The sequence below is a fragment of the Muricauda sp. MAR_2010_75 genome (assembly GCF_000745185.1).
Classification (GTDB): domain Bacteria; phylum Bacteroidota; class Bacteroidia; order Flavobacteriales; family Flavobacteriaceae; genus Flagellimonas.
Genome location: NZ_JQNJ01000001.1, coordinates 2,269,319 through 2,281,720 on the forward strand (window position 1 = coordinate 2,269,319; position 12,402 = coordinate 2,281,720).

Genomic DNA, 12,402 nt, shown 5'->3' on the forward strand with positions numbered 1-12,402 from the left:
CTCTTGCGGGATTTTTTATTAGTTGGAATCAGCTTCGGGTTTCAAGAGCATGGCATCCGGGTATTTTTTTCGGACTTCCAAGTACTTTCGTTCCGCTTCCAATTTTGTCCTAAACTTGCCCAATCGTACCCTATAGGTTGGAGATTCAAACTCAATTTTGGAATACCATCCCGGGAAATCAATATCCACCTGGTCCTTCAATTCCTGAGCCTTATTATAATTACCAAAACCAACCTGTATTTGGTAAAATTCAGCTTTGGAATTGACCTCGGTATACAATTTTACCAATTGATCTATTCTAGGATCCTGTTGGATGGCAACCGTACCTTCCTGCGCTGAAAGTTGCAGGGCCAACCCTGTCAGAATTACAACAAATACGGGAGTTTTCATGAGATTTTGATGTTTTTTGATTCTGTTTTTCACAAATGTAATTCTTTAAGTTCTAAACCAGCGAATTGCCTATTATTTAGAATCTTTATAAATTAGATGTTATCAATACCTTAACATTTCAAAAAATGACTCTATGTCGTACTTTTGTCACCAATTTTGGTAGATGAAAAGCTATTGCTCTCAATATCAATAGAAATAATCATACCAAAGGTTTCGACAGAAATTTCGATAATATGAAAAAGGTTTTATACCGCCATCTATTTTCTAAAGTTTTAGGTTTTTCTCTTTTACTTTTTTCCACTTCATTTTATGCTCAGGAGGAAGTTACCGACGCGGCTGCAGAGGTTGCCACCCAAGAGGCTGCTGCCGATACCGCTGGGGGTGATCCAGCAAAAGGAAAACAGCTTTTCAATCAAAACTGTGCCGCATGTCATGCCTTGGATCGCAAAATGACTGGGCCTGCATTGGCCAATGTGGAACAGCGCCTTGCTGATGATGAAGGATTGGACAAAGAATGGCTCTATGCATGGATCAAGAACAGCCCAGGGATGATTTCATCAGGGGATGCCTATGCCAATAAAATTTATGCAGAGTACAATCAGGCGGCAATGACGCCTTTTCCAACCTTGTCCAACGAGGATATAGACAATATTTTGGCCTATACCGCAGCGCCTCCACCTGCACCGGCCCAAGCAGCTGCTCCTGCTGGAGGTGGGGATGGAGCTCAGCCTTCATCCGGCGGAATATCCAACGAAATGATTTTGGGTGCGTTGGCATTGGTGTTTGGCCTGTTGGTCATTATGCTGATTTTGGTGAACAAGACCTTGCGCCGTATTGCTGAGGCCAATGGTGTTGTTCTGGAAAAAGAAAAGGCCAAACGCATTCCAATTTGGAAAGCTTTTGCGCAGAACCAGTTCTTGGTTTTGGTGAGCGTTATCTTCCTATTGTTGGCAAGTGCCTATTTTGCGTATGGATGGATGATGCAGGTTGGTGTTGATCAGGGATATGCTCCGGTACAACCTATCCATTTCTCGCACAAGATTCACGCAGGGGATAACAAGATTGAGTGTAAATATTGCCACTCCTCCGCGAGGGTATCAAAAACTTCGGGCATTCCTTCATTGAACGTTTGTATGAATTGTCACAAGTCCATCTACGAATATACTGGAAACCCAGAAGGGCCATCTGCTGAAGATATAGCTGCTGGGCATACCAATGAATTCTATACCGGAGAGATCAAGAAATTGTACAAAGCCGTGGGGTGGGATGAAGAGAACCAACAATATACGGGCGAAAGCCAACCTGTGGAATGGGTGAGGATACACAACCTTCCGGATTTTGCCTATTTCAACCACTCGCAACACGTTTCCGTAGCTGGAATTGAATGTCAAACCTGTCACGGTCCCATTGAAGAAATGGAAGTTGTGGAACAGTTTGCTCCATTGACCATGGGTTGGTGTGTGAATTGTCACAGGGAAACCAATGTTCAGGTTGCCGGCAATCCCTACTATGAAGCAATTCATGAAGAATTGTCCAAAAAGTATGGGGTTGAGGAATTGACCGCTGCTATGATGGGTGGAATAGAATGTGGTAAGTGTCACTATTAAGAATTAAAAGAAGATAATCTCAGATATATCGTATGGCATCAAACAAAAAATATTGGAAGAGCGAAGCGGAGTTAAATCCGAACGATTCCATTGTTGAGGCGCTAAGAAATAACGAATTTACCGAAGAGATTCCAGTGGATGAGTTCTTGGGCGACAAGGAGAATCTGTCGACCTCAAGCACCAATAGAAGGGATTTCTTGAAATATGTTGGATTCAGCACAGCAGCAGCAACCATTGCGGCCTGTGAGGGTCCAGTTCGTAAATCCATTCCGTATGTGGTCCAGCCAGACCGCATAGTTCCAGGGGTTGCTAATTATTACGCTACTACCATAGCAGATGGATTTGATTTTGCCAGTATTTTGGTGAAGACCCGTGAGGGAAGACCCATCAAAATAGAAAACAATACTGATGCTAAAGTGAATGGCGGTGCCAATGCCCGTGTTCAAGCATCTGTGTTGACACTGTATGATAGCAAGAGGGTTCAAGGGCCGATGGCCAACGGAGAGCCCATCGAATGGAAAGTGTTGGATGCTACTGTGAAGGCTAAATTGGGTAGCTTAAAAGGGGGCAACAAACAAGTGGTGTTGTTGACCCAGACGTTTGCCAGTCCATCTACCGATAAATTGATGGCCGAGTTCAAAGCGGAATATGGTGAAAACGTAAATCATGTGGTGTACGATGCCATTTCTGAAGACGCTGCCCTAAATGCCTTTGATGCGGCTTATGGTGAGCGCGCTTTGGCTGATTACGATTTTGAAAAAGCAGATTTGATTGTCTCTTTTGGAGCCGATTTCTTGGGAGATTGGCAAGGGGGAGGCTATGACAGTGGTTATGCAAAGGGACGTGTACCCAAACATGGAAAAATGTCCAAGCATATCCAGTTGGAGTCCAATATGTCTTTGACCGGGGCGAATGCTGATAAGCGCTACCCCATGACCCCGACCCAACAAAAAATTGCTTTGGCCAAATTATATGGCAAGTTGAACGGAAGCAATGTTGGTGGTGGTACTTCTGATGTTGATGAGGCTGTTGATCATGTAGCGGCCCAAATTAGGAAAGCGGGAAGCAAAGCGGTTGTGGTAAGTGGATTGAACGATGTTCATGCGCAAACTGTGGTGTTGGCCATCAACAAATTGTTGGCCAGCGAAGCATTTGATGCTGAGAATCCCAGATATGTACGTCAAGGTGATGTGGCCAAGGTGAACAAGTTGGTTGCCGATATGAATGCAGGTCGTGTTGGAGCTTTGATCATGGCCGGGGTTAATCCAGTGTATACGCTTCCAAATGCTGAAGAATTTGTTTCAGGACTTGAACAAGTAGAACTTTCTGTTGCTTTTGCTTTCAATAATGATGAAACGGCACAAGCATCACAATATGTTGCTGCGGCATCCCATTATTTGGAATCTTGGGGTGATGCGCAATTCAAAAAAGGACAATACAGTTTAATGCAGCCCGCCATTCGTGAGTTGTTTGATACCAAACAATTTCAGTCAGCGCTTTTGACTTGGATGGGCAGCGAAAAAACATACTACGATTACATCAAAGAAACATGGAGTGCAGACATCCTCCAGGGAGAATCTTGGAATCAAGCACTTCAAGATGGTGTTTTTGTGCCTTCTGCTGTATCGGCTGAAGGTGACGAACAACCTACGGTAATTGCTGCTGAAGGGGGTGAAGAAGAGGTGGAGCCCAGTATTGTTCCTATTGCTTCTGCAATCCGCTCTTTGGTAAATTCTACCAGTGCAGGAACCGAAATGGTATTGTACTCCAAAGTGGGTATGGGTGATGGTCGACAAGCCAACAACCCATGGTTGCAAGAGTTTCCCGATCCTATTTCTAGGGTTTCTTGGGATAACTACGTTACCGTTTCCAAGGCCGATGCTGAAAAGTGGGACTTGGAGAATTTCACTGTGGCAAATGGTGGTGTTAACGGAAGTTATGTCAACCTTACCGTAGATGGAAAGGTATTGGAGAAGGTGCCTGTGATCGTTCAACCTGGACAGGCCGTGGGTACTGTTGGACTTTCTTTTGGTTATGGAAAGAAAGCCGGGATGCAGGATGAAATGGCGACAGGTGTGAACGCTTACACCCTTTACAAAGATTTTTCCGATGTGCAATCTGTTACTGTAGAGAAGGCAGCGGGTGAGCATGAGTTTGCCTGTGTGCAACAACATAAAACATTAATGGGTAGAGGGGATATCATCAAGGAAACCACCTTGGAGATTTTCAATACAAAGGACCATGCAGAGTGGAATCCGATGCCACATGTGTCATTGAACCACAATGAAATTCCTGTGACCTCTCCCGATGCTGACCTTTGGGACAGTTTTGACCGTTCCATTGGGCACCACTTTAACTTGTCCATCGATTTGAACGCTTGTACGGGTTGTGGGGCATGTGTTATTGCATGTCATGCCGAGAACAACGTTCCTGTGGTCGGAAAGCAAGAAATCCGTCGCTCAAGAGATATGCACTGGTTGCGTATCGATAGATACTATTCTTCTGAAGAGACCTTTGAGCAAGATAATGAGAAGAAAGAGGGAATGGAAGGTCTTTGGGGTGATAAAGGTTCTTTGGGAGGATTCCGCGAAATGGAAGACCCATCAGCCAATCCTCAGGTGGCTTTCCAACCTGTAATGTGTCAGCACTGTAACCACGCACCTTGTGAAACCGTTTGTCCGGTTGCGGCAACATCGCACAGTAGACAAGGTCAAAACCATATGGCTTACAACCGTTGTGTAGGTACAAGATATTGTGCCAACAACTGTCCTTATAAAGTACGTCGATTCAACTGGTTCTTGTACAGCGACAATGACGAGTTCAACTTCAACATGAACAATGATTTGGGCAAGATGGTCATCAATCCAGATGTGAACGTACGATCCAGAGGGGTGATGGAAAAATGCTCCATGTGTATCCAAATGACCCAAAAAACCATTTTGGATGCCAAAAGGGATGGAAGGGTCATCAAGGATGGTGAGTTCCAGACCGCTTGTTCAGCTGCCTGTAGCAGTGGAGCCATGGTCTTTGGGGACATCAACGATAAGGAAAGCAAGGTGGCCAAGTTGAAAGAAGATGATAGAATGTACCACTTGTTGGAGCACGTAGGGACCAAACCCAATGTGTTCTATCATGTTAAGGTAAGAAACACCGACGAGGCTTAATCAATAATAAGAAGTAACTAGAAGATAAATTATGGCGTCGCATTACGAAGCACCTATTCGAAAGCCCTTAGTACTTGGAGATAAAGGATACCACGATGTATCCGTGGATATAGCCGCTCCGGTAGAGGGAAAGGCCAACAAACACTGGTGGATTGTATTCTCCATTGCTTTGGTAGCATTCCTTTGGGGTCTAGGATGTATTATTTATACCATTTCCACAGGTATTGGGGTTTGGGGTCTTAACCGAACCGTTAACTGGGCCTGGGATATTACAAACTTTGTTTGGTGGGTAGGTATTGGTCACGCAGGAACCCTGATTTCGGCGGTATTGTTGCTCTTCAGACAGAAATGGAGAATGGCGATCAACCGTTCTGCGGAAGCGATGACCATCTTCTCCGTTATCCAAGCAGGTCTGTTCCCTGTAATTCACATGGGTCGTCCATGGTTGGGGTATTGGGTACTTCCCATCCCGAACCAATTTGGTTCCTTGTGGGTGAACTTTAACTCACCATTGCTTTGGGACGTGTTTGCGATTTCAACTTACCTTTCTGTATCGCTGGTATTCTGGTGGACAGGGCTTTTGCCTGACTTCGCTATGATTCGCGATAGAGCGGTAAAACCCTTCCAAAAGAAAATATACAGCCTGTTGAGCTTCGGTTGGACAGGTAGGGCCAAAGACTGGCAACGTTTTGAGGAGGTTTCCTTGGTATTGGCCGGTTTGGCAACACCGTTGGTACTTTCCGTACACACCATCGTATCCTTTGACTTTGCTACCTCGGTAATTCCAGGATGGCACACTACCATCTTCCCACCATACTTCGTTGCAGGTGCGATTTTCTCCGGATTTGCCATGGTGAACACACTTTTGATCATTATGCGTAAAGTGTGCAATCTTGAAGCGTATATCACCGTTCAGCATATTGAGTTGATGAACATCGTGATCATGATCACAGGTTCCATCGTGGGATGTGCCTATATCACGGAGTTGTTCATTGCTTGGTATTCCGGTGTGGAATACGAACAATACGCCTTCTTGAACAGGGCTACCGGTCCTTATTGGTGGGCTTACTGGTCCATGATGACCTGTAACGTGTTCTCACCACAGTTCATGTGGTTTAAAAAATTGCGTACCAGTATCATGTTCTCTTTCTTCATCTCTATTGTGGTGAATATAGGAATGTGGTTTGAGCGTTTTGTGATCATCGTTACCTCATTGCACAGGGATTACTTGCCATCGTCTTGGACAATGTTCTCTCCAACTTTTGTAGATATCGGAATATTTATTGGAACCATAGGATTCTTCTTTGTGCTGTTCCTATTGTATTCCAGAACCTTCCCTGTAATTGCACAGGCAGAAGTAAAATCCATCTTAAAGGCATCAGGAGAGAAGTACAAGAAACTTCGCGAAGCTGGAAAACCGCTTTATGAAATGCCATCAAAAGGAGGTACCAAAAAAGGGGCAGAAGCTCCCAAGGAGAAAATGGATGAAAAGCAAGTAGCCACATTGTTGGATTCCATAGGAACCTTTGATGCGGACAAAGAAACTGCAGACGATTTGAAAAAAGTAAAAGGTATCGGCCCACAAATGGAGCAGACCTTGAACCAGATAGGCATCTTTACTTTTGCTCAGGTAAGTAAAATGACCGAAAAAGAATACGATTTGTTGGATTCCATCACGGGTTCCTTCCCTGGAAGGGCACAACGTGATGATTGGGCAGGTCAGGCAAAAAAATTAAACGATAAGAAATAGTTATGGCATCAAAAGTTATTCAGGCGCTTTACAATGATGACGATGTGTTGATGCATGCCGTAAAGAAAGTGAGGGCAGAGCACCATCATATTGAGGAAGTGTACACTCCATTCCCTGTTCACGGTTTGGACAAGGCCATGGGATTGGCAGATACCCGTATCGCCATCACCTCTTTTATGTATGGATGTTTGGGATTGATCGTTGCCATAGTGATGATGAACTACATTATGATTGAGGATTGGCCCCAGGATATTGGTGGTAAGCCAAGCTTTAGCTATTTGGAGAACATGCCCGCCTTTGTGCCGATCATGTTCGAGTTGACGGTTTTCTTCGCAGCCCACTTAATGGTGATCACTTTTTACTTAAGAAGTAAGATGTGGCCCTTTAAAAAGGCGGAGAACCCAGATAAGCGTACAACCGATGACCATTTTTTGATGGAAATTGGCGTACACGATAATGAAAAGGAACTAACCGATTTGTTGTGGGAAACAGGTGCGGTGGAAATAAATGTTACAGAAAAGGAGTCTTAAAACTATGAAGCATTTAGGTAAAATAAGTGTTGTCTTGGTCTTGGTACTGTTGGTAGCGGCTTGCGCCGATAAAAACAGTCCCAACTACCAATATATGCCAAACATGTACGAACCGGTGGGGTATGAAACCTACCAAGGTGTAGACAATGGGTTGTTCCCGGATGGAACATCAGCCATGCTTCCTGTTGAAGGGACCATCTCCAGGGGGTATATGCCCTATGAGTTTGAAAATACACCAGAAGGTAAAGAATTGGCACGTTTGAACACAAGCCCATTGGATTCCTTGGATATGGAGGATAACATGGTAAAAGGTGCGGAATTGTACGCCATTTACTGTGCTGTTTGTCATGGACCCAAGGGAGATGGACAAGGCAACTTGGTAAAACGTGAAAAAATATTGGGTGTTCCCAGCTATGATGATGTGGCTCGAAACATTACCGTGGGTACCACATACCATACCATCTATTACGGATTGAACTCCATGGGATCCTACGCCTCTCAGTTTGCGAATGAAGAAGAGATGTGGCAGGTGTCCGAATACGTGATGAAATTAAAGGAAGACCTAACAAAATAATTGGATAAGAAGAAACTATGTATACCTTTTCAAACAGATTAAAAATAGGATCTTTCATAGCCATGGGGCTAGGGCTTATTTTCTTGGCAATAGGTTTTGTATCCGCACCCTCAACCGTGGAAGAGGCTAAAGCTATAGTGGCATCCGCTCACGGCGATGGACACGGTGGTGGTCATGCAGAGGCCGTTGAAGATCATGGCGGTGATCAAAGCCACGGTGAAGCTGCAGCCCACGGTGAAGAAGCTTCACATGATGAAGGTCACGACGCTTCGCATGATGAGCATTTGTTGCACCAATTGCAAAATAGACCATGGGCCGCATTGTACGTAGCTGCATTTTTCTTTTTCATGATAGCTCTTGGAGTTTTGGCCTTTTACGCCATTCAACGAGCTGCCCAAGCCGGTTGGTCACCATTGTTGTTTAGAGTGATGGAGGGCATAACCGCTTACATTGTTCCTGGAGGGATAATCGTATTTGTTATATTGGTTCTTTCCGTATTGCACATGAACCATATGTTTGTTTGGATGGATGCTGAAGTCGTGGCACATGATGAATTGCTACAGGGAAAAGCGGGTTTTTTAAACCCAACCTTCTTCTTGATCCGTGCCGCTATTTTCTTGGGTGGTTGGATTTTCTACCGCGAATATTCCAGAAAATTGTCCTTGGCTCAAGACGAATCTGATGACAACTCAAACTTTGTAAAGAATTTTAGATGGTCTGCCGGTTTCTTGGTATTTTATCTGGTAACCGAGTCCATGATGTCTTGGGATTGGATCATGAGTTTGGACCCACACTGGTTCAGTACGCTTTTTGGATGGTATGTATTTGCCAGCATGTTTGTATCGGGTATTACCGTTATTGCCATGGTGAGCATTTACCTAAAGTCCAGAGGCTATTTGGAAGTAGTGAACGACAGCCACATCCACGATTTGGCCAAGTTCATGTTCGGGATCAGTATTTTCTGGACCTATTTGTGGTTCTCACAGTTCATGCTGATTTGGTATGCAGATATTCCTGAAGAAGTAACATACTATATTGCACGTTTCCAAGACTATAAATTGCCATTCTTTGGTATGTTGGTCATGAACTTTATTTTCCCATTGTTGGTGTTGATGAACAGTGATTACAAGCGGGTGAACTGGTTTGTGGTTATGGCCGGTATAGTAGTGTTGTTTGGCCATTATTTGGATGTGTTTAATATGGTGATGCCTGCCACAGTAGGAGACCAATGGTATATAGGATTGCCCGAAATAGGTGGAATATTGTTCTTTGGAGGATTGTTTGTGTTCTGGGTGTTCAATACACTGACCAAGGCTCCGTTGTTGCCAAAACGCAACCCATTTATTGAGGAAAGTAGACATTTTCATTATTAATACGATTTAAGTCTTAGATAGATACACGATGACTGCATTATTAACTTTGACTGTTTTAGTACTGGTGGCAATTGCAATTTGGCAAATGACCAAGATTTTTGAATTGTCCCAACTCAAAACAGAGCACGCTGAGATAGCAAATGACAATGACAATAAGAATAACGGCTATCTTATGTTTGGTTTCCTGGTTTTTATTTATGGGATCACCATATTTAGTTTTGCAAAATATTCCAAGATGTTGCTTCCCGAAGCATCATCCGCCCATGGTGGGGATTACGACCAATTGATGTGGGTATCCTTTGCGATCATTTTCTTTGTTCAGTTCATCACTCAGGCCTTGTTACACTACTTCGCCTATAAATACAGAGGTGAAAAAGGAAGAAAAGCACTTTTCTTTGCCGATAATGACCGTTTGGAATTTATCTGGACCATTATTCCAGTAATTGTATTGGCAGGATTGATTCTTTGGGGACTGTACACCTGGACCAATATCATGGATGTGAATGATGAGGACGATCCGTTGATTGTAGAGCTTTATGCCCAACAATTCAATTGGACCGCACGCTATGGAGGAGATGATAATGTTTTGGGCGATGCAAGCGTTCGTTTAATTGATATTGATAGAGCCAATGTCTTGGGATTGGATGAATCGGACCCCAATGCAGCGGATGATATCATCGTAAAAGAATTGCACCTTCCTGTTGGCCGAAAAGTGAACTTTAAAATGCGGTCGCAAGATGTATTGCATTCAGCATATATGCCTCATTTTAGAGCACAGATGAACTGCGTTCCCGGAATGATCACACAATTTTCGTTCACTCCAACGGTTACGACCGAAGAAATGCGGTTAAACCCCGATGTGGTGGATAAAGTCAAAAGGACCAATGCCCTTAGGGCTGAATGGGCTGCAGAGGGAAGGCCAAACTCCGAACCTTGGGAGTTTGATTATGTGCTACTTTGCAACAAAATTTGCGGAAAGTCACACTACAACATGCAGATGAGAATAGTGGTTGAGACCGAAGAGGAATTCAATAAATGGATGGCAGAGCAGGTATCGTTCGAAGAGACTATTGCACCTGCTGAATAATATAGGCTAGGAAAAGAACCAAAATAAAATTTAGAAGAGATTATGTCAGCTACTGGACACGAACACGGACACGACGATCACGGACATCATCATAAAGAGACTTTTATCACAAAGTATATCTTTAGTCAGGATCATAAGATGATATCCAAGCAGTACCTTATTACGGGTCTTATCATGGGATTCATCGGTATTGCAATGTCATTGCTCTTTAGAATGCAATTGGCTTGGCCAGGGGAATCCTTCCCCATTTTTGAGGCCTTGCTCGGTAAGTGGGCTCCTGATGGTGTAATGGACGCCGATATTTATCTAGCGTTGGTAACCATCCACGGTACCATCATGGTGTTCTTTGTATTGACAGCTGGTCTAAGTGGTACCTTCAGTAACTTGTTGATTCCATTGCAGATTGGTGCCAGGGATATGGCGTCAGGATTTTTGAACATGGTATCGTATTGGTTGTTCTTCGTATCCTCTGTAATCATGGTTATTTCCTTGTTTGTTGAGGCAGGACCTGCAGCGGCTGGCTGGACCATCTATCCTCCGTTGAGCGCATTGCCCATGGCACAACCTGGTTCTGGAGCTGGTATGACCCTTTGGTTGGTATCTATGGCCATATTCATTGCATCTTCTTTATTGGGTTCTTTGAACTATATCGTAACGGTAATCAACCTAAGGACAAAAGGAATGTCAATGACGCGTTTGCCATTGACCATTTGGGCCTTTTTTGTAACAGCCGTTATCGGTGTGATTTCGTTCCCGGTCCTACTTTCAGCAGCCTTGTTGTTGATTATGGACAGAAGCTTTGGAACATCGTTCTTCCTTTCGGATATCTTTATCCAAGGAGAAGTGCTGCACTACCAAGGTGGTTCTCCCGTATTGTATGAGCATTTGTTCTGGTTCTTGGGGCACCCCGAAGTATATATCGTATTATTGCCGGCATTGGGTATTACTTCCGAAGTAATGTCCACCAATGCACGGAAACCTATCTTTGGATATAGGGCGATGGTGGCCTCCATTTTGGCCATTGCTTTCCTTTCAACCATTGTATGGGGTCACCACATGTTCATCTCTGGTATGAACCCATTCTTGGGCTCCGTATTTACATTCACAACTTTGTTGATTGCCATCCCCTCTGCGGTTAAGGCGTTCAACTATATTACTACACTCTGGAAAGGTAACCTGCAATTGAACCCGGGCATGTTATTTTCCATTGGTTTGGTTTCTACCTTTATTTCAGGAGGTTTAACCGGTATTATTTTGGGTGACAGTACTTTGGATATCAACGTACACGACACCTATTTTGTAGTGGCTCACTTCCACTTGGTAATGGGTATTTCAGCCTTGTACGGACTTTTTGCTGGGGTATACCACTGGTTCCCTAAAATGTTCCAAGGTAGAATGATGAACAAGAATTTGGGGTACGTCCACTTCTGGATTACTGCAATTTGTGCCTATGGGGTGTTCTTTCCAATGCACTTTGTGGGAATGGCAGGGGTGCCAAGACGTTACTACCAAAACACGGCTTTCCCCATGTTTGATGAATTGACCAACGTTCAGGTTTTGATGACCGTATTCGCTATCATAGCTGGATTGGCGCAGTTGGTATTTGTATACAACTTTATCTCCAGCATTTTCTACGGAAAAAGAGGTCCACAGAACCCATGGAGCTCCAATACCTTGGAATGGACAGCGCCACAGGAGCACATGCATGGCAACTGGCCCGGTGAGATTCCCCATGTATACCGATGGGCTTATGATTACAGTAAGACCTATGAAAATGGGGAGTATATTATAGCCGGTCAGGATTTTGTGCCGCAGAACGTGCCCTTACAAGAAAACGAAGAAGAGCTCAATCATTAAGGAGTATCTTATAAAAATATACCGCCCATCCTTTAGGATGGGCTTTTTTTTGGTATATGATTGAATCACA

At 44.0% G+C, this 12,402-nt stretch carries 9 protein-coding genes; 8 read left to right on the forward strand and 1 reads right to left on the reverse strand.

From position 1 onward, the window contains the following. Window positions 1-18 precede the first annotated feature (18 nt). Window positions 19-390 carry an SPOR domain-containing protein gene (locus FG28_RS10095; protein ID WP_036382465.1) on the reverse strand — a complete coding sequence of 124 codons (372 nt, stop codon included), beginning with the start codon at window positions 388-390 and terminating at the stop codon, window positions 19-21. A 233-nt stretch (window positions 391-623) separates the two neighbouring features. On the opposite strand from FG28_RS10095, the gene FG28_RS10100 reads away from it, so the two are divergent. The 8 genes from FG28_RS10100 to FG28_RS10135 are packed head-to-tail and all read left to right on the forward strand — an operon-like array spanning window position 624 to window position 12,332. Then, window positions 624-1,997, forward strand: coding sequence for a cytochrome c3 family protein (locus tag FG28_RS10100; protein WP_036382466.1), 1,374 nt, complete (start codon window positions 624-626; stop codon window positions 1,995-1,997). Window positions 1,998-2,029: 32 nt separating this feature from the next. After that, complete coding sequence (locus tag FG28_RS10105) at window positions 2,030-5,161, forward strand: TAT-variant-translocated molybdopterin oxidoreductase (protein WP_036382468.1); 3,132 nt, start codon at window positions 2,030-2,032, stop codon at window positions 5,159-5,161. A gap of 31 nt (window positions 5,162-5,192) precedes the next feature. After that, window positions 5,193-6,911 carry an NrfD/PsrC family molybdoenzyme membrane anchor subunit gene (gene nrfD / locus FG28_RS10110; RefSeq protein WP_081894320.1) on the forward strand — a complete coding sequence of 573 codons (1,719 nt, stop codon included), beginning with the start codon at window positions 5,193-5,195 and terminating at the stop codon, window positions 6,909-6,911. 2 nt (window positions 6,912-6,913) lie between these two features. Further along, complete coding sequence (locus tag FG28_RS10115; protein ID WP_036382470.1) at window positions 6,914-7,441, forward strand: DUF3341 domain-containing protein; 528 nt, start codon at window positions 6,914-6,916, stop codon at window positions 7,439-7,441. Window positions 7,442-7,445: 4 nt separating this feature from the next. Further along, window positions 7,446-8,015 carry a c-type cytochrome gene (locus FG28_RS10120; protein ID WP_036386455.1) on the forward strand — a complete coding sequence of 190 codons (570 nt, stop codon included), beginning with the start codon at window positions 7,446-7,448 and terminating at the stop codon, window positions 8,013-8,015. A 17-nt stretch (window positions 8,016-8,032) separates the two neighbouring features. Beyond that, entirely contained in the window at window positions 8,033-9,388 is a 1,356-nt protein-coding gene (locus FG28_RS10125) for a hypothetical protein (RefSeq protein WP_036382471.1), read from the forward strand. Window positions 9,389-9,416: 28 nt separating this feature from the next. Next, the gene (locus FG28_RS10130; RefSeq protein ID WP_036382473.1) at window positions 9,417-10,475 is read left to right on the forward strand and encodes a cytochrome c oxidase subunit II; all 1,059 of its coding nucleotides are present in this window, start codon (window positions 9,417-9,419) and stop codon (window positions 10,473-10,475) included. Between the two features lie 42 nt (window positions 10,476-10,517). Then, window positions 10,518-12,332, forward strand: a complete 1,815-nt coding sequence (locus FG28_RS10135) for a cbb3-type cytochrome c oxidase subunit I (RefSeq protein ID WP_036382475.1) — start codon at window positions 10,518-10,520, stop codon at window positions 12,330-12,332. The last annotated feature ends 70 nt before the right edge of the window (window positions 12,333-12,402 follow it).

Coding starts and splice junctions, on each gene's coding strand:
- FG28_RS10115 (WP_036382470.1), top strand. CDS start 6,914: ATGGCATCAAAAGTTATTCAGGCGCTTTACAATGATGACGATGTGTTG.
- nrfD (WP_081894320.1), top strand. CDS start 5,193: ATGGCGTCGCATTACGAAGCACCTATTCGAAAGCCCTTAGTACTTGGA.
- FG28_RS10105 (WP_036382468.1), top strand. CDS start 2,030: ATGGCATCAAACAAAAAATATTGGAAGAGCGAAGCGGAGTTAAATCCG.
- FG28_RS10130 (WP_036382473.1), top strand. CDS start 9,417: ATGACTGCATTATTAACTTTGACTGTTTTAGTACTGGTGGCAATTGCA.
- FG28_RS10095 (WP_036382465.1), bottom strand. CDS start 390: ATGAAAACTCCCGTATTTGTTGTAATTCTGACAGGGTTGGCCCTGCAA.
- FG28_RS10135 (WP_036382475.1), top strand. CDS start 10,518: ATGTCAGCTACTGGACACGAACACGGACACGACGATCACGGACATCAT.
- FG28_RS10120 (WP_036386455.1), top strand. CDS start 7,446: ATGAAGCATTTAGGTAAAATAAGTGTTGTCTTGGTCTTGGTACTGTTG.
- FG28_RS10125 (WP_036382471.1), top strand. CDS start 8,033: ATGTATACCTTTTCAAACAGATTAAAAATAGGATCTTTCATAGCCATG.
- FG28_RS10100 (WP_036382466.1), top strand. CDS start 624: ATGAAAAAGGTTTTATACCGCCATCTATTTTCTAAAGTTTTAGGTTTT.